The organism is Leucobacter fengyongliangi (assembly GCF_050971685.1).
Taxonomy (GTDB): Bacteria; Actinomycetota; Actinomycetes; order Actinomycetales; family Microbacteriaceae; genus Leucobacter.
This window is the reverse complement of the sequence record NZ_JBPCEU010000011.1, coordinates 61,101-86,155: the sequence shown is the minus strand read 5'-3', so window position 1 is coordinate 86,155 and position 25,055 is coordinate 61,101. Positions and strand designations below refer to the sequence as shown.

Here is a 25,055-nt window from a genome sequence, read left to right as displayed (position 1 = left end):
CCCCCATCTTACCGCCGCCACATCTGAGATTCGAACATATGTGCGATTTGTGGTTAGCGGTGCCCCGCGGCATCCATGCTCCGCAACTCCTTCTTCACCTCGGCAACTTCATCGCGCAGCCTGGCCGCGAGTTCGAACTTGAGTTCTGCCGCCGCCGCGAGCATCTGCTCGGTGAGATCCGAAACCAACCCCTCGAGTTGCGCCGCACCTTCGCCAGCGATGGCACCCGGCCGCGAAGAGGTTCGCCCCTTGACGCGAGAAGATACCCCGCCCTTTTTCTGCGCGTGTTGCGAGACGCGAGATGCGAGCACCGCCTCGGTATCGGCCGCCTCCCGATTCAGGAGTTCCGTGATGTCACCGATCTTCTTGCGCAACGGCTGCGGATCGACACCGTGCAGTGTGTTGTATGCGATCTGTTTTTCGCGTCGCCGATTCGTCTCGTCGATGGCGTGCTGCATCGACCTGGTGACTCTGTCGGCGTACATGTGAACCTGGCCGGACACATTACGCGCCGCGCGTCCAATCGTCTGAATCAACGATGTGCTCGAGCGAAGGAATCCCTCCTTGTCGGCATCGAGAATCGACACGAGTGACACCTCGGGAAGATCGAGTCCCTCGCGGAGTAGGTTGATTCCGACGAGAACGTCGTAGACTCCAGCGCGGAGTTCGGTGAGGAGCTCGACACGGCGCAGCGTGTCGACATCGCTGTGCAGGTATCGAACTCTCACTCCCGCTTCCTCCATGAACGTGGTGAGTTGTTCCGCCATCTTCTTGGTGAGCGTCGTCACGAGCACTCGCTCATCGCGCTCCGCCCGGATCCGAACCTCCTCGAGGAGATCGTCGATTTGCCCCTCACTGGGCTTCACGATGATCTCCGGATCGATCAGGCCGGTCGGCCGGATGATTTGTTCGACAACTCCGTCCGCACGATCCAGTTCATAGGCCGCAGGCGTCGCCGAGAGGTAGACCGTCTGCCCCACTCGATCCTTGAATTCGCTAAATTTCAGTGGCCGGTTGTCGAGCGCGCTCGGGAGACGAAACCCGTGATCCACCAGGGTTCGTTTGCGCGAAGCATCACCCTCATACATCGCCCCAATCTGCGGAACTGTGACGTGTGACTCATCAATGACCATCAGGAAATCGTCAGGGAAATAATCGAGCAGGCAGTGCGGTGCCTCACCTGGCTGGCGGCCGTCGATGTGCCGCGAGTAGTTCTCAATGCCCGAACAGAAACCAATCTGCTCCATCATTTCGAGGTCAAACGTGGTGCGCATCCGCAGCCGTTGCTCCTCAACGAGTTTGTTCTGTTGCTTCAACTCGCGAGTACGAACCTCAAGTTCTTCCGAGATCGTGCCCATGGCACGGTTCATGACCTCACGGCTCGCCACATAGTGCGACCCTGGAAAGACCGACACCGTATCGACCTGCTTGATGACCTCCCCGGTCAGCGGGTGGAGGTAGTACAGCGCTTCGACCTCGTCACCAAAAAATTCGATACGAATCGCCAATTCCTCATACATCGGGATGATCTCAACCGTGTCGCCACGCACCCTGAAGTTGCCCCGTACGAACTCAATATCGTTGCGCTGATACTGCATGTCAACGAAGCGACGCAGCAGCACATCTCGGTCAAGCCGATCGCCGACGACGAGCGGCACCATGGCCTCGTAGTATTCCTCTGGTTTGCCGAGGCCATAGATGCAGGACACCGTCGAAATTACGACCACATCGCGCCGACTGAGCAGTGCGTTCGTCGTCGAGTGTCGCAGTCGTTCAACCTCCGCGTTAACCGAGGAATCCTTCTCGATGAAGGTGTCGGTCTGCGGCACATAGGCCTCAGGTTGGTAGTAGTCGTAGTAGGAGACGAAGTACTCCACCGAATTGTTGGGCATGAGCTCGCGGAATTCGTTCGCGAGCTGAGCCGCCAGAGTTTTGTTGTGCGCAAGAATCAGCGTGGGTCGTTGCACTGCCTCGATGAGCCATGCTGTTGTTGCAGACTTTCCCGTGCCGGTTGCACCCAGCAAGACCACCTCAGTCTCGCCAGCGTTGATTCGCTTGGTGAGCTCTTCGATCGCCTGTGGCTGATCGCCGCTCGGCTCGTAGTCACTGACGACCTCAAAGGGTCGCACGCTGCGCGTCGGTTCCATGCTTCGAGGCTACTCCGCACCCCTGACAAAGTTGTTACCGATACCAAAAGCCCGGCAGGCACGCGTGGAGATCAGCGCGGTTCGACTGGGGTCGATGGCCCGCAAGCTGCGTTCGCCAGTTTCAGCTGAACCAGAGCTTCAGTTCCCGCTCGGCCGAGAGGGTCGAGTCTGAACCGTGTACGAGGTTCTGCTGTACCTTCAAGCCCCAATCGCGCCCAAGATCACCGCGAATGGTGCCGGGCAGGGCAACTGTCGGGTCGGTGGCTCCCGCGAGAGCGCGGAAGCCCTCGATTACGCGATTACCTTCGGCGCGAATCGCCACGATCGGACCGGAGGACATGAATTCCAGCAACGGCTCGAAAAATGGCTTTCCCTCGTGCTCGGCATAGTGCTCCGCGAGCAGGGACCGGTCAGCGGTCACGAGTCGAATGTCGACGAGGCGGTATCCCTTGGATTCAACGCGACGCAGAATTTCGCCGGTCAATCCGCGTGCCACGCCGTCGGGCTTCACCAAGATGAGGGTCTCTTCTGCTGACATGTTCTCTCCTGTGCTTCGCATCATTCACCTACCGGTCGGGCTTCGCCCTCGTCGAGTGTAGTCCCTTCGATCGAAGAGGGCACGTCGTACCTACTGTTGCTCGGCAAGCCAGGCCGCGCGATCTCGATCGATCCGCGCGCCTTTCACCATGCAGTAGACCCACAGGGCAGAAAAAATGATCCCGACGATTAACGCCATGGGCAGTACGAGTGCACTGAGCAGCATCAACACATGCACTGCCCACCCGATCCAGATTCCGATCTTGCCCCTGCGCATCGTCGCAAGGGCAACAATAATCACCACGCAGAGTCCGATGCCGCCATAGATGCCGAGCTCGCGCGGCTCGGTGATGCCGAGGCCAAACACTGTCATGCCGATGAGGAAGACGACGATGAGCTCAAACCCGAGCACGATCGAGGCGAGTGCACGTTGGGTGCGCGCACCACCATCGGAGCCAGAAGTGGCACCGGAGACTCGCATTGCCGCGTCGTGGGCGAAACTCTCTGACGGCGAGAGCGTCAGTTCTGGTTCTTCTGAGTCGCGCGACGAGGGCGATCCGGCACTCATGCGACGGCCCACCCCTCGGAACGAGCGAAGGCGATTGCCTCGCCAGCGAGCAATACCGAACCGACGACTAGAACCGCCCGGCCCTCGCCCCTGCTTGCCCAGCCACGTGCCACGTCAAGTGCCTCGGGAAGCGACTCGGTCACGCTGACCGGGAGCTCGCCCAGCGTGTGGGTACCGAGTGCGGCGAGTTCATCGGCGGTCGCTGTTCGTTCGGAATCAACCGGGGTCAGGTATACGGCATCGGCAATAGGCGCCAGTGCCGCCAAGACTCCCGTGGCATCCTTCTCTCCCATGACACCGACCACGAGTGCGAGTTCGGTGAACGCGAACGACTCGGTGACGGCGCGTGCCAACGCCTCAGCCCCGTGTGGATTGTGTGCTGCATCGACATAGACAATGGGATCGGTGCCGATGAGTTGCAGGCGCCCGGGCGAGGTAAGCTGCGCAAGCCCCTCCTCGAAGACCGACTCTGGTATCGGCCGTTCCCCGCCGAAGAAGCCTTCGACTGCGGCGACCGCGACCGCGACGTTCTCAGCCTGGTGGCTCCCATAGAGCGGAACGAATGTCGATTGGTACAGGTGCCCGGTGATCCCGCGCACGTCAATATGCCGACCGCCGACAGCAAGCCGGTCTTCGACAAGGTCGAAATCCAGTCCGGCAATCAGCAACTTTGCGTCTCGCTCATCGGCTGTCAACCGGAGTTCACCCGCTGCATCTTCATGCTGGCGCGCCGAGACGACGAGCGTGCCCTGCTTGATGATTCCCGACTTCGTGTGTGCGATCTCCGCGATCGTGTGGCCGAGAATCGAGGTGTGATCGAGATCGATCGGAGTGAACACCGCGACCTGCGCGTCTACGATATTGGTGGCATCCCACTCCCCGCCCATTCCAACCTCAACAACCGCGACCTCGACTGGGGCATCCGCAAAGGCCAGGAACGCGAGCACTGCAAGAGCCTCGAAGAAGGTAATGGGACCCTGACCCGCGTCGGTGAGCTCACGATCTACCACTGCAAGTGGGAGCTGGAGGTCGGCCCAGGCAGACGCGAGTGCTTCGTCACGAATCGGCTCGCCATCGATCTGAAAGCGCTCGGTGAAATCCACGAGGTGGGGGCTCGTGAACAGCCCCGTCCGGAGGCCGTGCGCGCGCAGCAGAGACTCGATCGCCCGACTCGTCGAGGTCTTTCCGTTCGTACCCGCGATCTGGATGACCGGAAAAGACAATTGCGGTGAGCCTGCGAGTTCTGCGAGGCGCCGGGCCGGCTCGATTCGGGGGCGGGGGGTCGCCTCGCCTACCCGTTCCAACAATGCCTCGTAGACACTCGCGGCACCTGGGTTCAGACTCATTCTGCACTCGTTTCTGATGCGTCAACGGTAATGATCAGCGGGGCCTTTTCCGCGCCCAAGGCCGCAGCGCTGCTGACAAACACGACGTTGTCGATAATCCGGTCGGGCGCAGCCGCCAGCTCTTCCATCTCTTCCGTGGGTTGCACCGCGAAGCCGACAGCCAGAGTCTCGGCAGCGATGAGGCCGCCGTGGAGTTGTAGGGCCGCGGCGTATTCGGGGGCAGCGTTCAGCGCGAGCACGATCCGATCGCTCACCTCGAGTCCGGCATTCTTTCGAGCCTCTTGCACCGCGCGGATCGCATCTCGAGCGATGCCCTCCGCCTCCAGTTCGGGAGTGGTCTCCGTGCGTAGCAGCACGAAGCCTCCGCCTGGCAGGAGCCCCAGCACATCTCGATCGTGCGATCCGTCACCCACCGAGTTGGTCAGCTCGTACTCGCCAGGCTGCAGCGCTACCCCTCCGGCGGTCACGACACCGTCAGACTCACTCCAGTTCCCACTCTTGGCTCCGGCGATCGCTTGCTGCACGCTCTTCCCGATGCGAGGTCCGGCGGCCCGCGCGTTGACAGTGAGCTGCTGCACAATGCCATGCTCCTCAGCGCTGTCGTCTTTCAGTCGCTTCAACTTGACCCTCTTGACGTTGAGTTCCTCTCGCAGAATCTCAGCGAATGGCTTGAGCGCCTTTTTCCGCGCGGTCACTACCGTCAGCTTCTTCAGAGGCAATCGCACGCGAAGGCGACGAGACTTTCGAAGCGACAGCGCCTGCGAGGTGATCTGTCGGATCTCGTCCATCGCGCCGACCAACTCTTCGTCTGCCGGAAACGCGTCCGCCTTCGGCCAGTCGGTCAGGTGCACGGAGCGGCCCCCGGTGAGTCCGCGCCACATCTCCTCGGCGACCAGCGGCATCATCGGGGCCGCGACTCGCGTCACTGTTTCCAGCACGGTGAAGAGAGTGTCGAACGCCTGACGGTTGACCTCGTCCCCGTTCTCTCCACTGGTTCCGGCCCAGAACCGATCCCGCGAGCGACGCACGTACCAGTTGGTGAGCACCTCGGCAAAATCCCTCAGCGATTCAGCCGCAGATGTGGTGTCAAGCGCCTCAAGGTGCGCGCCAACATCTCGCACGAGCGCACCGGTTTTCGCCAAGATATACCGATCCAGTGGATCGCGTGAGTCCGTGCGCCACCGCCCCTCGAGCCCGTCGGCGTTGGCATACAGACTGAAGAAATACCAGGTGCTCCAGAGCGGCAGGATGAATTGTCGCACCCCCTCCCGGATCCCCTCTTCCGTCACGATCAGGTTGCCCCCACGGACGACTGGCGATGCCATGAGGAACCATCTCATCGCATCCGACCCGTCACGTTCGAACACCTCGTTGACATCGGGGTAGTTCTGCAGACTCTTCGACATTTTGTTGCCGTCGGAGCCAAGCACAATGCCGTGGCTGATGACGTTCGTGAACGCCGGCCGGTCAAACAGCGCGGTGGCCAGCACGTGCATGACGTAGAACCACCCGCGAGTCTGCCCGATGTATTCGACGATGAAGTCGGCGGGCTGGTGTGTGTCGAACCAGTCCTGATTCTCAAATGGGTAGTGTGCCTGCGCAAAGGGCATCGAGCCCGAATCGAACCACACATCGAACACGTCCTCGATGCGCCGCATCGTGGACTGCCCCGTGGGATCGTCGGGGTTCGGGCGGGTCAGTTCGTCGATGTAGGGTCGGTGCAGATCCACTTCACCCTCTGCGCCAAGCGGGAGGCGGCCGAAGTCGGCCTCGATTTCGGCGAGCGAACCGTAGACGTCGATTCGTGGGTAGTCGGGATTGTCGCTCTTCCACACCGGGATCGGGCTGCCCCAGTAGCGGTTGCGGCTCACTGACCAGTCCCTCGCGCCCTCAAGCCACTTCCCGAACTGCCCGTGCTTGACATTCGCGGGCACCCAGTTGATCTCTTCGTTGACCTCAAGCATGCGCTCTTTGAGTTCCGTGACGCGAACGAACCAACTCGAGACGGCCTTGTAGATCAAGGGGTTTCGACAGCGCCAGCAGTGAGGGTACGAGTGCTCGTAGCTCGCCTCACGGATCAGACGGCCCTGCTCGCGGATCAGGCGGATGAGGGGTCGGTTTGCGTCAAACCACAACTCCCCGGCGACATCGGAAACTGCCGAGATGAAGCGGCCTCCGTCGTCCAAACTGACGATCGTCGGCAAGCCAGCAGCCGAGGCGATGCGCATGTCATCCTCGCCATAGGCTGGCGACTGGTGCACAATGCCCGTGCCGTCAGTCGTCGTGACGTAACCATCGACCAGGATACGCCAGCATTGCTCGGTGTTCCACACCTCCGCGTCTGCGAAGTAGTCAAACACTCGCGCATACGAAACATCGGCGAGGTCACTGCCGAGTATGGTGCGCAGCGATGCGCCACGTGCCTCATCTGCCGACTCGTATCCGAGCTCCTTTGCGTGTGCTCCGACGAGGTCGGCTGCGAGCATGTAGGTGGCCGATGCCGCACTCCCCCCATCTGCAGCACCGAGAGGCCCCTCGGGCACCACCGCATAGGCAATCTCGGGGCCGACCGCGAGTGCCACGTTGGTCGGCAATGTCCAGGGTGTCGTGGTCCAGGCCAGCGCACGTACCCCATCGAGCCCCAGTGCCGCCGCCCGCTCGCCAACCAGCGGAAAACTCACCGTCACTGACGGATCTTGACGCATCTGGTACACGTCATCGTCCATGCGCAACTCGTGGTTCGAGAGCGGGGTCTCGTCACGCCAGCAGTACGGCAGAACGCGATGACCCTCATAGGCCAGCCCCTTGTCATACAACTGCTTGAACGCCCAGAGCACGCTCTCCATGAAGTCGAGATTCAGTGTCTTGTAGTCATTCTCAAAGTCGACCCAGCGCGCTTGACGGGTGACGTACTCTTCCCACTCCTTCGTATAGAAGAGCACCGACTCGCGCGCCTTGGCATTGAACGCAGCGATGCCCATCGCCTCGATCTCGCTCTTCTCGGTGATGCCCAATTGCTTCATTACCTCAAGCTCGGCGGGCAACCCGTGAGTGTCCCACCCAAACCGGCGCTCGACTTTCTGGCCCCGCATGGTCTGGAATCGCGGAAACACATCCTTCGCATACCCGGTCAGGAGGTGACCGTAGTGCGGCAGGCCGTTTGCGAACGGCGGACCGTCATTGAATACCCACTCCGACGCGTGCGCTCTCTGCCTAATCGACTCACGAAACGTGTCGTCCGCCTGCCAGAAGGCCAACACCCGTTCTTCAATTTCGGGAAACGACGGGGAGGGCTTCACGCCGAACGCGGAGCCTGTCATCTTTGCGGCATGCTTCGGGCCGTTTTCGGTGCTCGCACTGTGTGCGTCGGTCGACTGCTGGGGGTAGGGCATGGGTTCCTCGCTGCGGCTCTCATCGTGCGGTTGCCCACTCTCCACTCCTCGCGCCACGTTATGTGATGCGAGGGGGGTGAATCGTGGAAAAACTGCCGGGACGAGGCTGCCAGCCCGAAAGCTTCGCAATCCCGCGGTACCACCCTGCTTGTCGCGATCCGCGCTCTTATTCCAGCGCTGAACTCGACCACTTCATTCGGCTGTAACGGGCCACCCGTTCGGTTCTACTAGGCACCCGGGGGTGCCGTTCTTCCGAAGACTCCCCGGTGATAGCCGGATCCTCGCATTTGCCTTAATACTACCCGGTGCGAACCTGAATCAACGGTCTGTGCGTCGAGGGCTTTGGCCCGATCGCGAGCACGTCGAGAGGTAAGCTTGATTCGACCCCCTTTCAGGCACCAGAGCCTTCCATTGAACCCAGTGGATCGCGCCTCACGGCGCAGCTCGCAGACACGATGCCGCCTATAGCGAAACCGGAGCAGACGCATGAGTGCGATCCCAGATAAGCCCCAACTCGAAGGCCTGGAAGCCAAGTGGGGGGCCGCGTGGGAGAATTCCGGAACCTACCGTTTCGATCGCACGGGCGCGTCAAGCGACGAGGTGTTCAGCATCGACACTCCCCCGCCCACCGCCTCTGGATCACTTCACGTGGGTCACGTATTCAGCTACACCCACACTGACACCGTCGCTCGTTTTCAGCGCATGCGTGGCAAGCGCGTGTTCTATCCGATGGGATGGGACGATAACGGACTCCCCACTGAGCGCCGCGTGCAGAATTACTACGGCGTGCGCTGCGACCCGTCTCTCCCCTACTCTGCCGACTTCACCCCACCGCACGAGGGTGGGGATGGAAAGAGCATTAAGGCTGCGGATCAGCAGCCCATCTCGCGTCGAAACTTCATCGAACTCTGCGAGCGACTGACCGTCGAAGACGAACAGCAGTTCGAGGATCTCTGGCGCACACTGGGGCTCTCGGTTGACTGGTCACAGACCTACCGTACGATCGCCGACGACTCCCTTCGCGCATCTCAACTGGCATTTATCTGCAATGTGCAACGAGGTGAGGCGTACCAGGCGCAGGCACCAACGCTGTGGGATGTCACGTTTCGCACCGCGGTGGCCCAGGCCGAGCTCGAGGATCGGGATCAGCCCGGCGCCTATCACACGATCGCGTTTCATCGCACTGACGGCGGCGGCGATATCCTCATCGACACGACCAGGCCCGAGCTCCTTGCCGCGTGCGTCGCACTCGTTGCCCACCCCGATGACGAGCGTTTTCAGCCCCTCTTCGGCTCCACCGTGCGCACCCCGCTCTTCGATGTCGAAGTCCCGATCCTCGCCCACCACCTCGCCCAGAAAGACAAGGGCACCGGTATCGCGATGATCTGCACGTTTGGCGACGTCACAGACGTCATTTGGTGGCGCGAGCTGCAACTTCCGAGCAGAAGCATCTTGGGTTTCGACGGTCGCGTGCTCGCAGATGCGCCTGAGATCATTACGAGCGAAGCCGGGCGGGCAGCGTTCGCGGAGATCGCCGGGAAGACGGTGTTCAGCGCCAAGCAGACCATGGTCGAACTCTTGCAAGCTTCTGGCGAGATGACCGGAGAGATCCGTAAGATCACACACCCGGTGAAATTCTTTGAGAAGGGCGACCGACCTCTCGAGATCGTGTCGACTCGCCAGTGGTACATCAAGAACGGAGCGCACGATTCCGACCTGCGCGAGCGTCTTCTTGCACACGGCCGCGAGCTGCAGTGGCACCCCGAGTTCATGCGCGTGCGCTACGAAAACTGGGTGGAAGGGCTCTCTGGGGACTGGCTGATCTCACGTCAACGCTTTTTCGGGGTACCGATTCCGGTGTGGTATCCACTCGACGCAGACGGCAGCCCTCTGTTCGAGGAGCCGATCCTCCCCAGCGAGGCCCAGCTTCCGGTCGACCCCTCAATCGACGTGCCTCCCGGATTCGAGGAGTCACAACGTGGCATGCCTGGCGGCTTCATCGGAGAAGTCGATGTCATGGATACCTGGGCGACCTCGTCGCTCACGCCGCAGCTCGCGGGCGGGTGGCAACGAGACCAGGAACTCTTCGACCTGGTGTTCCCCTTCAGTCTGCGGCCACAGGGCCAAGACATCATTCGTACTTGGCTCTTCAGCACCCTGCTGCGCAGCGAGCTTGAGACCGGTCAGCTTCCGTGGCAGCACGCGGGCATCTCCGGGTGGATCCTCGACCCGGATCGCAAGAAGATGTCAAAGTCGAAGGGCAATGTCGTCACTCCAGCGGGCATGCTTGAGCAGCACGGCAGCGATGCAGTGCGCTACTGGGCCGCCTCGGCAAAGCTCGGAACGGATGCGGCATTCGACCCGCAGAACCCCACGCAGATCAAGATTGGTCGTCGACTGGCGATCAAGCTGCTCAACGCGGCTAAGTTCACGCTGGGCTTTGACGACAGTGCTGCGGGAACGGTCACGGAGCCGATCGACCGCGCGATGCTTGCCGGGATGGAACGCGTCATCGAGGAGGCAACTCGGGCGTTTGAAAACTACGATCATGCCCGGGCGCTCGAGGTCGCAGAGTCGTACTTCTGGACATTCTGCGACGATTATCTCGAGCTCGTGAAGGAGCGTGCGCACAGTGGCAGCGGGCAGGAGCAGGCCTCGGCAGTCACGGCCCTGCGTGCGGCACTTTCCGTGTTCGTGCGGCTCTTTGCCCCGTTCATTCCCTTCGCGACGGAGGAAACCTGGTCGTGGTTCAATACAGGCTCGGTGCACACCTCTCCTTGGCCAGTCACCGACGAGGTGATGAGTCTCGCCGGCGCAGATGCTGATCCAGGTCTCCTCCCGCTCGTGGGCGGAGCGCTCGTGGGAATCCGCGGCGCGAAGACCGCAGCCAAGGCCTCCCAGAAGACGATGGTTGATCTGGCTGTCGTGCAGGCCTCCGGTGAGGATGCCGCTCGTCTGCGACTCGCCGCTGCCGACCTCGCCGCGGTTGGCAGAGTCTCCGAGTTGCGGATCGAAGCAGCCGAGGTCTCTGCAGTCACCGTGTCCGAGATTCACCTGGCCGAGCAGTCAGAGTCGTAGGCATCGATCATGCAACTTGGATCACGCTGGCGGGTGGGTGACCCACCCCACCCGGGCGTGCCACGGGAGCTTCAGGAGACGATAGCTGAGCAGGAGGCTCGGCACCCGGGTGCCAACGCGTGGACGCTGACGTGGCTCGAGGGGCGGCCACACTGTGCCCTCGACGAGCTGGTGTTGGTCGAACTCGATCCGACCGGGGCGGCTCGCGTCACAGGTTTACAATCCTGGGACAGCGTCGCTTCTGTTTCTGATGAGGCCACTGATTCAGACGACTGGTTGAGTGGATAAGGGAGTGGAAATGATGCGCACAGGAGTTTCGTTCGCCGGACGCGCGCTGGTAGGCGTGAGCGCACTGCTGCTCGCGCTGAGCCTGGCCGGGTGCGCTCCCGAGTCCACCGAAATCGCGGGCCAGCCCGAAAAGGGATCTGAGACGGTAAATCCTGAGAGCAGTTGGAGCCAACCCACGGACGACTTCGACCCCGCAGTCAAGACGACCGAGCTCCCAGAGACCTTCCCCCGCGAGCAGTTTCCACTGCCGGCCCAGGCAGTCATTGATGATGCAGGAACCCGAAGCGAGTCAGCATGGTTCGTCGTGCTCCGCGCAGGGGATGCAACCGAGGCCTCGGTGTTCTGGTCCGAGATCGTGGCACTTGGCGGTTTCACCGAGTCTGACGTTTCGGAAACCCCCGAGGGCGGGAGGGCGGCAACGCTTTCGAGTGCCGCGCTGTCAGTGGTCGCCGTCACTATCCCGCAAGACGATGGTGCGGTGCTGCTGAGCTTTGACGTGAGTCAAACTACAGGCTAGGCGCTGCGCTCCTCGGCCGCGCCGGCACTCTGGAGCACCCAGGGAGCGGCTTCGCCGAGCACCGATTCGCGCGTCACGATGACCTTAGTGATCTCGCCGTTCGACGGAACATCAAACATGACCGGGCCAAGTACACCCTCGAGGATTGCACGAAGGCCGCGAGCTCCAGTCTTGCGCTCTACGGCAAGCTCAGCAATTGAAGCCAAGGCCGCCTCTTCGAATTCAAGGCCTACGCCGTCGAGCTCGAACATGCGCTGGTACTGCTTCACCAGGGCGTTGCGCGGTTCAGACAGAATACGCACCAGAGCATCTGCATCAAGCGGATCGACCGTCGCGATGACGGGTAGGCGCCCAATGAACTCGGGAATGAGGCCAAACTTGTGCAGGTCTTCGGGCTGTACCTGTGCGAGCAACTCAGCTTCATTACGCTTGCTCGCCATCGGGGCCCCAAACCCGATACCACCCTTGCCGAGGCGAGCAGCGATGATGTCTTCGAGACCTGAGAAGGCACCGGCGACTATGAACAGAACGTTGGTGGTGTCGAGCTGAATGAACTCTTGGTTCGGGTGTTTCCGACCACCCTGAGGCGGTATTGATGCGACCGTGCCCTCGAGAATCTTGAGCAGAGCCTGTTGCACACCCTCACCAGAGACATCGCGGGTAATCGACGGATTCTCTGCTTTGCGCGTGATCTTGTCGACCTCGTCGATGTAGATGATGCCTGTCTCTGCCCGCTGCACGTCAAAATCTGCGGCCTGCAGCAGCTTCAGCAGAATGTTCTCAACGTCTTCACCGACGTATCCGGCTTCCGTGAGTGCCGTAGCGTCGGCGACGGCGAATGGCACGTTGAGCTGTCGAGCCAACGACTGGGCCAGGTAGGTCTTACCGCACCCGGTCGGTCCGAGCATCAAGATGTTCGACTTGGCAATCTCGACCTGTTCGGAGGCGGCTTCTGCGCTTGAGAGCGACTTCAACGCACGAACGCGCTTGTAATGGTTATACACCGCAACCGCAAGCGACTGTTTCGCCCGATCTTGACCGATGACATATTGATCAAGGAAATCCGCGATCTCGCGAGGTTTATGCAGCACAAACTCGGTCGACTCGTCGACGGAGTTTTCAGCCATGCGCTCTTCGATGATCTCATTACACAGGCCAACGCACTCGTCACAGATGTAAATCTGAGGTCCTGCAATGAGCTGCTGCACCTGTTTCTGTGACTTGCCACAAAACGAGCACTTCAGCAGGTCGCTGCTTTCACCGATTTTCGCCATGCGCGGTTCCCCTTCTGCAAGTCACCCCGGTACCACCGAGCCTAGCTGGCCCAACTGACAATCTTTGCCACGGCACGCCGCCCCGAAGTCGGGTCCGTCCGGGAACCGACTTCGGGGCGGCGTCACACTGCGGCTACTTATCGATGACCGGCTGCGGATTCTTCCGACTGGTCAGCACCTGATCGACTAGTCCATACTCCAGCGCTTCCTGCGCGCTGAGAATCTTGTCTCGGTCGATGTCGCGATTCACCTGTTCAGGCGTACGCTTTGAGTGTTTCGAGAGCGTCTCTTCAAGCCACTCTCGCATGCGCAAGATTTCGCGTGCCTGAATCTCGATATCCGAGGCCTGACCGTGCCCTGACTGCCCAGTTGACGGCTGGTGGATCAGCACCCGGGCGTTGGGCAGCGCGAGGCGCTTGCCGGGTGAACCGCCCGCGAGGAGGACGGCTGCGGCGGAGGCGGCCTGGCCGAGGCAGACCGTTTGTACGTGCGGTCGGATGTACTGCATCGTGTCGTAGATGGCGGTCATCGCGGTGAACGATCCACCCGGTGAGTTGATGTACATCGTGATGTCGCGCTCGGGATCTTGACTCTCAAGCACAAGCAGCTGGGCCATCACGTCGTCTGCCGACGCATCATCGACCTGCACACCGAGGAATATGATGCGGTCTTCAAACAGCTTCGCGTATGGATCTTGACGCTTGTAGCCGTAGGCAGTGCGCTCTTCGAACGTGGGGAGCACGTATCGTGCGCTCGGGGAGTGAATGGCCTCGCCACCCAACTGCGGCATGTGCGGGTACACCATCTGATCGCTCACTTCCCACTCTCCTGCTTGCCTGTACCGCCGCCGCCGATGACATCGCTCGCGGAATCGCGGATGTAATCGACAAAGCCATACTCCAGCGCCTCTTGCGCATTGAACCAGCGGTCGCGGTCACCATCCGCGTTGATCTGCTCGACCGTCTTGCCGGTCTGCGCTGCGGTGATCTCAGCGAGTCGATTCTTCATCGACGTGATGAGCTGAGCCTGCGTCTGAATGTCGCTGGCCGTGCCACCGAACCCACCGTGTGGCTGATGCAGTAGCACCCGGGCGTTCGGGGTGATGTAGCGCTTGCCCTTCGTGCCCGCGGTCAGGAGGAACTGGCCCATTGATGCGGCCATGCCGATCCCCACCGTAACAATGTCATTCGGGACGAAACTCATCGTGTCGTAGATAGCCATGCCGGCCGTGATGGATCCGCCGGGGGAATTGATGTAGAGGTAAATGTCCGACTCGGAGTCCTCTGCCGCAAGCAGGAGGATTTTCGCGCAAATCTCGTTCGCGTTGTCGTCACGCACCTCGCTGCCCAGCCAAATGATGCGGTCTTTCAGCAGTCGCTCGAACACGCTGTTCGGCGGCATGTTTTCTGCCATGCGGCGCTCCTTCGATTGGTACCTGTAATGAGGCTACCGATTTGCGGATGGTTGTGCGGCCGTGTTCGCCCTGGGCACACCGCTGGGCATCTGGGAGGCCAGAGCACAAGAGAATCCCTGCCTCCTCAGAGACAGGGATTCTCAGTGCGATGGCGAAGCCGAGGTGACGAAGATTACTCCGCGTCGTCTGCCTTCTTGGCTGCGGGCTTCTTCGCGGCCGGCTTCTTCGCGGCAGGCTTCTTGACAGCGGGCTTCTCGCTGACGGTTTCGTCAGCCTCAACCGACTCGACTGCTTCTGCTGCCTCTGCCTCTGCCTCTTCCACGATTTCCTCGGCCTCGTCGATGACCTCGGCTACGGCTTCGTCATCCACTGCAGTGAATTCGCTCAGGTCAACTACGTTGCCGTTTTGGTCAACAACCTTCGCCTTGGAGAGCGCGATCGCGAGCGCCTTGTTGCGAGTGACCTCACCGACGATGACCCCCATCTGACCACCCTGGCCGAGCGCCTGGAGGAACTGCGACGGGTCCATGCCGTACTGCTGCGCAGACTGGAAGATGTACTGCGAGAGTTCGTTCTGGGTAGGAACGACCTTCTCTGCTTCAGCGATAGCGTCGAGCAGCAGCTGGAGCTGGATCTGCTTTGCAGCCGAAACCTGAACTTCGGCGCGATGCTCGTCATCTTCGAGCCGATCTTCGCCCTCAAGGTGACGGTGCACCTCTTCCTCGACCAGCTCTTCCGATGCCGGAATCTTTGCCTTCTCGATGAGTGTGTCGGTGAACAGGTCGCGCGCCTGACGGCCCTGCGCGAATACGGCTGCCTGCTTCGCCTGCTCGGCGAGGCTCTCGCGTAGCTCATCGATCGTGTCAAACTCGCTTGCGAGCTGAGCAAAATCATCGTCGGCAGCAGCGAGCTCTCGCTCCTTCACTGCGGTGACCGTGACCTCGACCTCTGCGTCGCGTCCCTCGTGCTCGCCGCCCAGAAGCTGCGATGTAAAGGTGGTGGACTCGCCTGCAGTCAGGGTCTCAACGGCCTCATCGAGCCCCTGCAGCATATTGCCGGCACCGACCTCGTACGAGACGCCCGTTGCCTGATCCACATCATCTCCATCGACACGAGCCACCAGGTCAAGTTCGACGAAGTCGCCGGTCGCAGCGGGACGATCGACAGTCACCAGGTTGCCGAAACGCTCGCGCAGCTTGGTGAGCTCGTTCTCGACAGCGTCCTCGCCAATTTCGGCGTTGTCGACGGTGATCTTGAGACCGTCGTACTTGGGAAGCTTAAACTCAGGGCGAGCCTCAACCTCGAACGCAAGCACAATCTCGCTCGCTGGATCCTTGACGTCAAGCCACTGCTCAACATCAGCGGTGGGCCGACCCATCGGACGCGTATCGGTTTCGGCAAGCGCGGCCTGGTAGAACTCGTCGAGCGAAGAGTTGACGGCCTGCTCGACCACTGCCTCACGGCCCATGCGCTGATCGATGATTGGCGCAGGTACGTGGCCCTTGCGAAAACCAGGAATTGACACCTGCTCGGAAATCGTCTGGTAAGCCTGCTTCAGGTGCGGCTCGAGTTCGTCGATCGTGATCGCGACGGTCAGCTTGACCCGTGTCGGGGTGAGCTTCTCAGCATTCGTCTTCGGCAATTTGGCCTCTCAGTGTCGATTTTCGCGGGTGTTGCACGTGCGGCGAACCGCTGCACTCGTGTCGGGGCGACAGGATTCGAACCTGCGACCTCCCGCTCCCAAAGCGGGCGCTCTAGCCAAGCTGAGCTACGCCCCGTACTGCCCTGTCGGGCGAAAAGAACCACTCGGATCCCTGAAACCCCCCTGACATCAGTCAAGGGGCTTCCGAGGGGATGACGGGAATCGAACCCGCGTAATCAGTTTGGAAGACTGAGGCTCTACCATTGAGCTACATCCCCGAGAGCTTGCGCACTTTGAAGCATGCAAACGCACCCGCACTAGTCTAGTACATCTCCGACCCCCCAAATGCGCAGGGTGCGAAGAAGCCCCCACCAATTCGGTGGGGGCTTCGGGCGCTCCCCCGGCTGGGCTCGAACCAGCGACATCCTGATTAACAGTCAAGCGCTCTGCCAACTGAGCTACAGGGGATCATTGCCTTGGGCAACATCGTTTAGCTTATCAAATCGTCAATTCGGCCCGCAAATCGGCCCGCCAAATTCCCGTGAGTCCCCCGGATTCGCGCGGTCTATTCCTCGGCAACTTCGTCGTACGCCGTCGCGCGCAGGGCTTGGGCGAGCTGCAATACGTACCCGTGGTCGGCGTCACGAAAGATCTCATTGATGTCGCCGGTACCCACCTGTCGACCCTGTTGGAGCACTAGAACGTCCTGCACGAGTGCCTCGAGCACGCCGATGTCGTGACTTACCAGCACCATGGTTGCGCCGCTCTTCTCCCGATACCAGGTGAGCAGGTCGACGATCCGGGGCCGATTGTTTGCGTCAACGCCGAGTGTGGGTTCGTCAGCGAAATAGACCGTGGGATCGAGCATGAGCGAGCGAATCACTGCCACCAGCTGTCGCTGTCCCTTGGACAATTCGAAGGGAAACTCCTGCAGTTTGCTGAGGGGCAGACCCACCAGATCCATCATTTCGGCGACAACCTGACCGAGTTGCTCCCGATCGAACCTCTTCGTTCTTTCCGCGATGGGCTGAAAGAGAATGTCTCCGACGTTGAGGTCGGGGGGTAGTGTGGCACCGGCATCTTGCGCGAGGTGACCTGCATACGCAGTCAAACGAGTTGCGGCGCGGCGCGTAAGCCGGCGCATTGGGACATCGAGCACCGAGGCTTCACCCCCGGCGACCTGCACTCGAGATCCCTTCGCCATCCCGTCGTCTCCGCGCCCAGCGAGAAATTTCGTCAGCGTGGTCTTCCCTGATCCACTCTCACCCAGGATCGCAAGTACACCGCCCCGGGCGACCTCAAAGGTGATGCCTTCGACGGCTTGAAACGCCTTGGCGCCGCCGTGTGCCGGATAGCCCAGCGAAAGATCAGACACTGAAATTGATGGATCTGCCTCAGGATGCGGTTCAACCATGCGTCCGATCCTATTCGTTTCGCAGCGCGCGTCTGGCCGACTCGAGTGCGGCGAGCTGCTCTTGGATGCGGCGAAAGCCGGGGTCGAGCGAGTCGCCAATGCGCTGCAGCCGTGCCACCAATTCTGCCTTAAGCGCAAGCAAGTCCCGATCCAGCAGTGCAGCGACGACCTCTCGGGCATACACTCCCACAAGCGACTGATTCTTGTGCGGCATCGGGGCCATCGCGAGTTCTCTCACAAGTCCGCGCAGGGGCTCCGGTGCCGCCAAAGCGACGCGATCCAGCCAACCTTCCTGCCCGAGCGACCCGATTTCGGTTGCGATGGCATCTCGTACCGCGCGCAGTGCCGGCGTGAAGATCTCAGCTGTCACCGCTTGGGCCATGAGCTCGGCCCCGACCGCATCACCGTGCTGCAGCATCGCCATCAGCGCGTCTCTTTCAAGCCTGGCCGCGGGTGTTGTCGGCAAGCTCAGCAGAGAGAATCGAGGCTGCGGGGCGCTGACTCGCTCGCTGGTACCCGGTTCAGGCGGCAGTGGCGAATCGAATCGGCTTCCGTGGGCCGAATCTTGTCGCCCCGCGCGCCCTCGCCCGCCCACCGGAGCCTGAGTCGGAGCTGCGTGCGCTCGAACGGCCCGCTGCACCTCCGCCAGCTCAATTCCGAGCATCCGGGAGAGCTCTCGAGTGTACGCAGGACGCAGACCGGGATCCTTGATGTCCCCGAGGATCGGTGCCGCGGCTCGCAGCGCTGACACTCTCCCCTCGACCGTATTCAGATCAAAGCGCGAAATCGCTTGCTTCAGCGCGAACTGAAACAGCGGAACCTTACGCTCGAAGATTTCACGAACGGCCTCATCGCCCCGGTGAAGCCTCAGGTCTGCGGGGTCGAGCCCTTCGGGAGCCACCGCGACGTAAGTTTGGGCGCTGAAGAGCTTTTCGTCGCTGAACGCGCGAAGGGCCGCCTTCTGCCCGGCCTCGTCGGGATCAAACGTGAAGATGACCTCGGCGGCCGGGTCGTCGCCCATGATGCGGCGCAGCACCGCGATGTGTTCCTTGCCAAAGGCCGTTCCGCAGGTCGCGACCGCAGCCTCCACGCCAGCCAGATGGCACGCCATGACATCGGTATATCCCTCGACCACAACCACGCGTTTCCCGCGTGCCACCGCTCGCTTCGCGAGATCAAGCCCATAGAGCACACGCGACTTGTGGTAAACCGGTGTCTCGGGCGTGTTGAGGTACTTCGGGCCGTTGTCATCGTCGTAGAGCTTCCGCGCGCCAAACCCGACCGTCTGACCACTTGTGTCTCGAATTGGCCACACGATACGCCCGCGGAACCTGTCGTAACTCCCCCGTTGTCCTTCCGAAAGCAGGCCGGCCTGCAGCAACTCCTGCTGCGTGTGGCCGAGCCCGGCGAGGTGATCAGAGAGTCCGCTCCACCCCTTGGGGGCGTACCCGACGCCAAAGCGTTCACAGGCGGTGGCGTCAAACCCGCGAGAACTGAGAAACTCGCGCGCCGTTTCGGCCTCATTGCTGGCTAACTGTGCGGTGAAGAATGCCGCGGCCGCCTGGTTCGCGGCGAGCAGTCGCGCACGCGCCGGACCCTCGTCGCGCCGTTCGCCTCCCTCTTCATATGTCAGAACGAAGTGGATCCGAGCGGCAAGCCGCTCGACGGCTTCCGTGAAGGTGAGATGATCCATATTGCGCAGGAAGCTGATGGCATCGCCAGACTCCCCGCAGCCAAAGCAGTGGTAGTAACCGAGGCTCGGACGCACATGGAAGCTCGGGCTGCGCTCGTCATGAAATGGGCACAGGCCCTTCATTGAATCAATGCCGCCAGGCTTCAGCGCCACGTAGTCGCCGACCACGTCGGCAAGATTGGTGCGGCGCTTCACCTCTTCGATGTCGCTCGCTCGAATACGCCCTGCCATGATTGCCGAGTGTATCGCGATCTGGCTGGCGTCAGACGAGCGGAACGTCGCAGAGGCGACGGTACCAGGCGATCGCCGACTGGTCAGTGAGCGATGCCACCTGATCGACCACGGCTCGCCGCGCAGTCGACTCGTCGGGAGCCGCCCGATAGTCTTCCGCGAACGCGGCATCGAGCTCGTTGGGCCCTGCGTCCCACAAGGTCTGGGTGAGCTCAAGAAGAAGTTCACGCTGCCGGCGATAGGTTGGCTGCCGGCGACCACTCTCCATCACAAAGGCGGCCACAATCCCCTTGAGTACCGCGATTTCTGCACGAATTTCTCGCGGCACGACGATGTCAGCGCCGTAGCGAGCGAGCGGCTCACCCCCGGCCTCGGCGAGGGTGTCGCGGATCGCTGCTCCAGCGAAGCGCCCAATCATGTCACTCGTAAAGTTCTTGAGCCTCGCCTGATCTGTCCGGGTTCCCTCCCAACTCGTGAGCCAGGTGTCAGCACACGCGATCCGATCGAACGCCTGGGCCAGTTCATCATCAGAATAGGTTCCGTTTGACCACCGGGCGACGGCACGAATCAGGCTCTCGTGGCCCGACTTCGAGGTGAGGATCTCTGGGTCGATGTACTCTCCCACCACGGCATCTTCAAAGTCGTGCACGGAATAGGCAATGTCATCAGAAAGATCCATAGCCTGCGCTTCCACGCACTTGCGTCGAGCCGGCGCACCACTCCGCATCCATTCGAAGATGGGCGAGTCGTCAATAAAGTAGCCAAACTTGGCGCTTCCGACTGAGGCCTCCTGCAGTGACCAGGGGTACTTACAGCTCGCGTCAAGGGTTGCTCGGGTCAGGTTGAGACCCACGCTCCGTCCGGCGGAATCAAACCGCTTGGGTTCGAGCCTTGTCAAGATACGCAGCGTTTGGGCGTTGCCCTCGAAACCACCAAAATCAGCCATCCACTGGTTGAGTGCCCGTTCGCCGTTGTGGCCAAACGGGGGGTGCCCCAGGTCGTGTGCGAGGCAGGCGGTGTCAACGACGTCTTGGGCGAGACCTAAGGAAACGGCAAGCTCACGCCCAATCTGCGCGACCTCTAGCGAGTGCGTCAGGCGGTTCCGCGCAAAATCAATGCCAGCAGTGGGGCTGAGCACCTGCGTCTTGGCTGCCAGCCGCCTCCAACCGCTCGAGTGCAGAACCCTAGCGCGGTCACGCGCGAAACTCGTGCGGTGCCCACCATGCTGCTCAGGAACAAATCGCTCTTCGTCGAGGGCACCGTACCCGTCAACCACCGGAGTCGTCCCGTTCGGCCTCAGCGAGCTCACCAAAATCGATGTGCTCGCTGGTGCGGTTCTCGAGCCAGCCATGCGGAAGCACGGGCCTCTTGGGGCTTCCCGCTCTCCCCCGCGGACCCTCTGCACCTTCGCCAGGGTAGGGCAGTTCCGCATCCATCGTGCCAAAGATCTCATCCATCTGCGCGAGAGACTCCACCATTGACAAGGAGCGCCGGGTATCGCCACCGACCCCGTAGCCCTTGAAGTACCAGGCCACATGCTTGCGAATGTCGCGACATGCCCGACCCTCGTCATCGAAGAAATCCACCAGCAACTCGGTGTGCCGACGCATCGCACTCATGACGGTACCCAATGGAGGCTTCGCGGTGAGGCGCGCCGCTTCCTCGGCGGTCATCTCACCTGCCTCCGCTTTGAAGGCCGCTGCGAGATCGCCGAAGAGCCACGGACGACCGAGGCACCCGCGCCCCACCACGACACCATCGCACCCCGTCTCGCGCACCATCCGAATGGCATCATCTGCCGACCAGATATCGCCGTTACCGAGAATTGGCACGCTCGTGATGGTCTGTTTGAGCGTGGCGATCGCCCCCCAATCCGCCTGCCCGGAGTAGAACTCACTTGCGGTGCGACCGTGCAGCGCAATTGCGGCAACTCCCGCACCCTCGGCAGCTCGCGCGGCCTCGAGATAGGTGAGGTGTTCAGGATCAATTCCCGTGCGCATCTTTACGGTAAGCGGCAGGTCGCCCGCCGCTTTCACCGCTTGCTCAACAATGGCGCGAAACAGATCCAACTTCCACGGGAGTGCGGATCCACCGCCCTTGCGTGTGACCTTGGGCACGGGGCACCCGAAGTTCAGATCGATGTGATCAGCGCGATCCTCATCGACGAGAAAGCGCACGGCCTCGGCAACGGTCTTCGGATCGACCCCGTAGAGCTGAATCGAACGCGGAGTCTCGCTCTCGTGGTGAGTAATCAGGCGCAGAGATTCGGGGGTGCGTTCAACCAGCGCACGACTCGTAATCATTTCACTCACATAGAGTCCGGCACCATGCTCGCGACACAGGCGGCGAAACGCCGTGTTCGTGATTCCTGCCATCGGAGCGAGCACGACGGGCACGTCAAGTTCAAGCGGGCCGATGCGCAGACGACGGCCGGAGGGTGCTGCTGGTGTGGGCATCAGACCATTCTCTCAGATCGTCCTATGCGCTGGGCTTGTCAGTCGCGCTTCCGAAGCGGCGGTCGCGTTCCTGGTAAATCTCTATTGCACGCCACAGCTCATTTCGATCGAAATCCGGCCACAGCGTATCCAAGAACACCATCTCGGCATAAGCTGCCTGCCACAGCATGAAGTTGCTCGTGCGCTGCTCACCAGAACTTCGCAAGAAGAGATCCACCTCGGGCAGCTCCGGCACATACAAGTGTCGCTGGATCGTGCGCTCGTTGATGCCGTGCGGGGAGAGCCTGCCAGCGGCAACCTCCGCGGCGATGAGACGCACCGCGTCGGTGATTTCATTGCGGCCGCCGTAGTTGACACACATGGTCAAGGTGAGTCCGGTGTTCGCAGCCGTTACGCGCTCGGAAGTCTTGAGTTCAGACAGCACAGAGCCCCAGAGCTTCGGCCTCCGACCGGCCCAGCGCATGCGAACGTTCCAATAGTCAAGTTGTTCTCGTCGCCTACGCAAGACGTCTCGGTTGAATCCCATCAGAAACCGAACCTCGTCGGGCGACCTTCGCCAGTTCTCGGTCGAAAAGGCATAGACGCTCAGGTGCGTGACCCCCGCCTGTATCGCCCCCGCAACCACGTCGAGGAGCGCCTGCTCCCCCATCCGGTGGCCCTCGACGCGCGGAAGTCCTCGCCGGTTCGCCCACCTCCCATTCCCATCCATCACGATGGCGATGTGCCGCGGAATGGTTCCGGAAAAACTTGGCGGAGTCTCGCCGGTCCAGTCAACCGGAACAAGCTCACTCGGAGCCAGGCGCATGCTTCCTCGTCTCTCGTAGGGCCAGCATTTTTCAGACTACCGCTCACCGGGTGGTGAAAGATCGCAACCCGCGCTCAAGGTGCCACTGCGTGTAGGCCGCGACCACACCAGAGGCCTGGTCACGATCCCGCTCGTTCGAGCCGACGGCTGCCTCCCAGTCGCCGGTCAAGAGCGCAGCGAGCAGGTCGATCGCACCGGGTTGCAGTCTGGGCGCACCGGGCACTCGGCACTCCTCACACACCACCCCACCCAGTTGCACAATCACCTGGGTGTGCGGACCCGAGGCCCCGCATTTCACACACTCGCTAAATCCCGGCGCCCAGCCCGCCGCAGCCATCGCGCGAAGCAGGTAGCCATCCCGCACCAGGCCCGGGGGAATTTCGCCCGTCGCGAGGGTGCGCAACGCGCCCACCAAGAGCCGATACTGTTCGGGCGCGGGACCCCCCTCGCTCACCCGTTCGGCGGTCTCCACCATCGTGCTGCCGGCACGGTACCGATCGTAATCGGCACTGATGCGCGGGCCATATGCACCGAGGGTCTCCGCCTGGGTGACGGAATCGAGCGTGCGGCCCTCAAAGAGCTGCAGGTCTGCCACCATGAAGGGTTCGAGTCTGGCACCGAACTTTGAGGTCGTGCGGCGCACTCCCTTCGCCACAGCCCGAAGGAGACCTCGCTCACGGGTGAGGAGTGTCACGATTCGGTCGGCCTCGCCCAATTTCTGGGTGCGCAGCACGACCCCTTCTTCTCGGTACAGGGGCACGAGTTGATTATCTCAGCCGCGGAGGGCACCGGCAGGATGCTCACCGATTCCCGCGGCGCTTACCTGACTTCGCTTCCGCCTCGCGCCAAGCCCGCTGAGCAGGGGTCTCGGAACTCGCCTGTGCCGTCGCAGAACCCGCGCGGCCGCGGTTCAAATTCCAGGCGTGCGTTACCGCCAAGGCCAGCGCGTCAGAGGCATCGGCCGGTTGTGGAGGGGCATCGAGTCTCAGTAGCCGTGCCACCATCTGACCGACCTGTGCCTTGTCTGCGGCCCCATAGCCGGTGACCTGGGACTTCACCTCGTTCGGCGTGTACAGCGTCACCGGGATTCCGCGCTGGGCAGCGAGATACATCACCACGCCGCTAATCTGTGCGACTCCCATCACGCTAGGAAGGTTCTGCTGGGCGAATACCCGTTCCAGGGCGATCGCGCCGATCTCCTGCCCATCGAGCATTCGGGCGATGCTCGAGCCAATCTGCAGCAGACGCGATGGTGTCGAGGCATCGGCGGGGCTCTTCAAGACCTCGACGTGCTCGAAGGTAACGGCCCGCCCGGGCCCGGCGGTCACCACTCCCACCCCGCATCTGGTCAGGCCTGGGTCGATGCCGATGATCCTCATCGCACCGCCTCCGTCTTCATCTCGCGAACTCCGGGGGCGCACCTGCACGCGGGAACCGAACTGCAGTGAGCAGTGCTACTCGTCGGCTCCGAGTTCGGCCTGCACCTCGGGTGTGAGATCCACATTTGAGAAGATGTTTTGCACATCGTCAAGGTCTTCGAGGGCCTCAATGAGGTGAAACACCTTTCGAGCGGTCGCGGCATCAACCTCGACCTTCAGGTTTGGCACAAACTCCGCATCCGCGGAGTCGTAATCGATACCGGCATCGACCAGCGCCGTGCGGGTCGCGACCAGGCTGCTCGCCTCAGTGATGACCTCGAAGGCCTCCCCGTTCGGGGTCGGCGCGACTTCCTCAGCACCGGCCTCGAGCACGGCCATGAGCACGTCGTCCTCGGTAGTGCCTTCCGCCGGAACGACGATCACGCCCTTCCGCTCGAAGTTATAGGCCACGCTCCCGGGATCCGCCATAGTGCCGCCGTTGCGGCTCATCGCCGTGCGCACCTCGGCCGCAGCGCGGTTCTTGTTGTCCGTGAGACACTCGATCAAGAGGGCAACGCCGTTCGGTCCGTAGCCCTCGTACATGATGGTCGTGTACTCGACCGAGTCACCCGACAGACCTGCTCCGCGCTTTACTGCGCGATCAATGTTGTCGCCGGGAACCGAGTTCTTCTTCGCCTTGTGGATCGCATCGGCGAGGGTCGGGTTGCCCTGCAGGTCGGCTCCACCAATGCGGGCGGCGACCTCAATGTTCTTGATGTACTTGGCGAACGCCTTCGCTCGACGCGAGTCGATGATGGCCTTCTTGTGTTTGGTGGTGGCCCATTTTGAGTGTCCGGACACGCTTGATCCTTACGCTTGTGGTGATTCGCTACCT

The 25,055-nt window shown here is 61.7% G+C and carries 19 protein-coding genes, 3 tRNA genes and 1 pseudogene; 3 read left to right on the top strand and 20 right to left on the bottom strand.

Annotated elements, in window-relative coordinates; genetic code table 11:
- Positions 1-53: 53 nt before the first annotated feature.
- The 5 genes from uvrB to ileS all read right to left on the bottom strand — a co-directional run bounded on the left by uvrB (position 54) and on the right by ileS (position 7,990).
- Entirely contained in the window at positions 54-2,147 is a 2,094-nt protein-coding gene (uvrB, locus tag ACR0R4_RS09595) for an excinuclease ABC subunit UvrB (RefSeq protein WP_433647137.1), read from the bottom strand.
- 121 nt (positions 2,148-2,268) lie between these two features.
- Entirely contained in the window at positions 2,269-2,685 is a 417-nt protein-coding gene (gene ndk, locus ACR0R4_RS09590) for a nucleoside-diphosphate kinase (RefSeq protein WP_433647136.1), read from the bottom strand.
- Between the two features lie 90 nt (positions 2,686-2,775).
- On the bottom strand, positions 2,776-3,252 hold the full coding sequence (locus tag ACR0R4_RS09585; protein ID WP_433647135.1) for a DUF4233 domain-containing protein: 477 nt from the start codon (positions 3,250-3,252) through the stop codon (positions 2,776-2,778).
- Entirely contained in the window at positions 3,249-4,598 is a 1,350-nt protein-coding gene (locus ACR0R4_RS09580; RefSeq protein WP_433647134.1) for a bifunctional folylpolyglutamate synthase/dihydrofolate synthase, read from the bottom strand. The genes ACR0R4_RS09585 and ACR0R4_RS09580 overlap by 4 nt, the downstream gene beginning before the upstream one ends.
- Positions 4,595-7,990, bottom strand: coding sequence for an isoleucine--tRNA ligase (gene ileS / locus ACR0R4_RS09575; RefSeq protein WP_433647133.1), 3,396 nt, complete (start codon positions 7,988-7,990; stop codon positions 4,595-4,597). The genes ACR0R4_RS09580 and ileS overlap by 4 nt, the downstream gene beginning before the upstream one ends.
- Before the next feature lie 486 nt (positions 7,991-8,476).
- Between ileS and valS the strand changes: the two genes are divergently transcribed.
- The 3 genes from valS to ACR0R4_RS09560 are packed head-to-tail and all read left to right on the top strand — an operon-like array spanning position 8,477 to position 11,873.
- A complete protein-coding gene (gene valS, locus ACR0R4_RS09570) occupies positions 8,477-11,068 on the top strand; it encodes a valine--tRNA ligase (protein ID WP_433647132.1) in 2,592 nt (863 codons plus the stop codon).
- Between the two features lie 9 nt (positions 11,069-11,077).
- Entirely contained in the window at positions 11,078-11,356 is a 279-nt protein-coding gene (locus ACR0R4_RS09565) for a Fe-S oxidoreductase (protein WP_433647131.1), read from the top strand.
- Positions 11,357-11,366: 10 nt separating this feature from the next.
- Positions 11,367-11,873, top strand: a complete 507-nt coding sequence (locus tag ACR0R4_RS09560; protein WP_433647130.1) for a hypothetical protein — start codon at positions 11,367-11,369, stop codon at positions 11,871-11,873.
- Here the strand turns inward: ACR0R4_RS09560 and clpX are convergent.
- From clpX to ACR0R4_RS09485, 15 genes and pseudogenes are all read right to left on the bottom strand, one after another.
- Complete coding sequence (gene clpX, locus ACR0R4_RS09555) at positions 11,870-13,147, bottom strand: ATP-dependent Clp protease ATP-binding subunit ClpX (RefSeq protein ID WP_433647129.1); 1,278 nt, start codon at positions 13,145-13,147, stop codon at positions 11,870-11,872. The genes ACR0R4_RS09560 and clpX overlap by 4 nt on opposite strands.
- Positions 13,148-13,280: 133 nt before the next feature.
- Complete coding sequence (locus tag ACR0R4_RS09550; RefSeq protein ID WP_433647206.1) at positions 13,281-13,952, bottom strand: ATP-dependent Clp protease proteolytic subunit; 672 nt, start codon at positions 13,950-13,952, stop codon at positions 13,281-13,283.
- An 8-nt stretch (positions 13,953-13,960) separates the two neighbouring features.
- Positions 13,961-14,575: pseudogene (locus tag ACR0R4_RS09545) on the bottom strand (ATP-dependent Clp protease proteolytic subunit); the annotation flags it as partial.
- A 158-nt stretch (positions 14,576-14,733) separates the two neighbouring features.
- Positions 14,734-16,203, bottom strand: a complete 1,470-nt coding sequence (gene tig, locus ACR0R4_RS09540; RefSeq protein ID WP_433647128.1) for a trigger factor — start codon at positions 16,201-16,203, stop codon at positions 14,734-14,736.
- A 61-nt stretch (positions 16,204-16,264) separates the two neighbouring features.
- Positions 16,265-16,339 (bottom strand) — tRNA-Pro (locus tag ACR0R4_RS09535).
- Between the two features lie 71 nt (positions 16,340-16,410).
- Positions 16,411-16,481, bottom strand: a tRNA-Gly gene (locus ACR0R4_RS09530).
- Positions 16,482-16,598: 117 nt separating this feature from the next.
- Positions 16,599-16,671: transfer RNA gene (locus ACR0R4_RS09525), tRNA-Asn, on the bottom strand.
- Between the two features lie 97 nt (positions 16,672-16,768).
- A complete protein-coding gene (locus ACR0R4_RS09520; RefSeq protein WP_433647127.1) occupies positions 16,769-17,617 on the bottom strand; it encodes an ATP-binding cassette domain-containing protein in 849 nt (282 codons plus the stop codon).
- A gap of 10 nt (positions 17,618-17,627) precedes the next feature.
- Positions 17,628-19,541, bottom strand: coding sequence for a DNA primase (dnaG, locus tag ACR0R4_RS09515; protein WP_433647126.1), 1,914 nt, complete (start codon positions 19,539-19,541; stop codon positions 17,628-17,630).
- 31 nt (positions 19,542-19,572) lie between these two features.
- On the bottom strand, positions 19,573-20,817 hold the full coding sequence (locus ACR0R4_RS09510; protein WP_433647125.1) for a deoxyguanosinetriphosphate triphosphohydrolase: 1,245 nt from the start codon (positions 20,815-20,817) through the stop codon (positions 19,573-19,575).
- Positions 20,810-21,997, bottom strand: coding sequence for a tRNA dihydrouridine synthase DusB (gene dusB, locus ACR0R4_RS09505; RefSeq protein WP_433647124.1), 1,188 nt, complete (start codon positions 21,995-21,997; stop codon positions 20,810-20,812). Before dusB ends, ACR0R4_RS09510 begins: the two co-directional genes overlap by 8 nt.
- Positions 21,998-22,019: 22 nt before the next feature.
- Positions 22,020-22,802 (bottom strand): isoprenyl transferase, encoded by a 783-nt coding sequence (locus ACR0R4_RS09500; protein ID WP_433647123.1) that lies wholly within the window; start codon positions 22,800-22,802, stop codon positions 22,020-22,022.
- 43 nt (positions 22,803-22,845) lie between these two features.
- Positions 22,846-23,562 carry a DNA repair protein RecO gene (recO, locus tag ACR0R4_RS09495; RefSeq protein ID WP_433647122.1) on the bottom strand — a complete coding sequence of 239 codons (717 nt, stop codon included), beginning with the start codon at positions 23,560-23,562 and terminating at the stop codon, positions 22,846-22,848.
- Positions 23,563-23,602: 40 nt separating this feature from the next.
- Positions 23,603-24,181, bottom strand: coding sequence for a crossover junction endodeoxyribonuclease RuvC (ruvC, locus tag ACR0R4_RS09490; protein WP_433647121.1), 579 nt, complete (start codon positions 24,179-24,181; stop codon positions 23,603-23,605).
- Between the two features lie 75 nt (positions 24,182-24,256).
- Positions 24,257-25,021, bottom strand: a complete 765-nt coding sequence (locus tag ACR0R4_RS09485) for a YebC/PmpR family DNA-binding transcriptional regulator (protein ID WP_433647120.1) — start codon at positions 25,019-25,021, stop codon at positions 24,257-24,259.
- Positions 25,022-25,055: the final 34 nt, after the last annotated feature.

Coding starts and splice junctions, on each gene's coding strand:
- uvrB (WP_433647137.1), bottom strand. CDS start 2,147: ATGGAACCGACGCGCAGCGTGCGACCCTTTGAGGTCGTCAGTGACTAC.
- ndk (WP_433647136.1), bottom strand. CDS start 2,685: ATGTCAGCAGAAGAGACCCTCATCTTGGTGAAGCCCGACGGCGTGGCA.
- ACR0R4_RS09585 (WP_433647135.1), bottom strand. CDS start 3,252: ATGAGTGCCGGATCGCCCTCGTCGCGCGACTCAGAAGAACCAGAACTG.
- ACR0R4_RS09580 (WP_433647134.1), bottom strand. CDS start 4,598: ATGAGTCTGAACCCAGGTGCCGCGAGTGTCTACGAGGCATTGTTGGAA.
- ileS (WP_433647133.1), bottom strand. CDS start 7,990: ATGCCCTACCCCCAGCAGTCGACCGACGCACACAGTGCGAGCACCGAA.
- valS (WP_433647132.1), top strand. CDS start 8,477: ATGAGTGCGATCCCAGATAAGCCCCAACTCGAAGGCCTGGAAGCCAAG.
- ACR0R4_RS09565 (WP_433647131.1), top strand. CDS start 11,078: ATGCAACTTGGATCACGCTGGCGGGTGGGTGACCCACCCCACCCGGGC.
- ACR0R4_RS09560 (WP_433647130.1), top strand. CDS start 11,367: ATGATGCGCACAGGAGTTTCGTTCGCCGGACGCGCGCTGGTAGGCGTG.
- clpX (WP_433647129.1), bottom strand. CDS start 13,147: ATGGCGAAAATCGGTGAAAGCAGCGACCTGCTGAAGTGCTCGTTTTGT.
- ACR0R4_RS09550 (WP_433647206.1), bottom strand. CDS start 13,952: ATGGTGTACCCGCACATGCCGCAGTTGGGTGGCGAGGCCATTCACTCC.
- ACR0R4_RS09520 (WP_433647127.1), bottom strand. CDS start 17,617: ATGGTTGAACCGCATCCTGAGGCAGATCCATCAATTTCAGTGTCTGAT.
- dnaG (WP_433647126.1), bottom strand. CDS start 19,541: ATGGCAGGGCGTATTCGAGCGAGCGACATCGAAGAGGTGAAGCGCCGC.
- dusB (WP_433647124.1), bottom strand. CDS start 21,997: ATGCCCACACCAGCAGCACCCTCCGGCCGTCGTCTGCGCATCGGCCCG.
- ACR0R4_RS09500 (WP_433647123.1), bottom strand. CDS start 22,802: ATGCGCCTGGCTCCGAGTGAGCTTGTTCCGGTTGACTGGACCGGCGAG.
- ruvC (WP_433647121.1), bottom strand. CDS start 24,181: ATGAGGATCATCGGCATCGACCCAGGCCTGACCAGATGCGGGGTGGGA.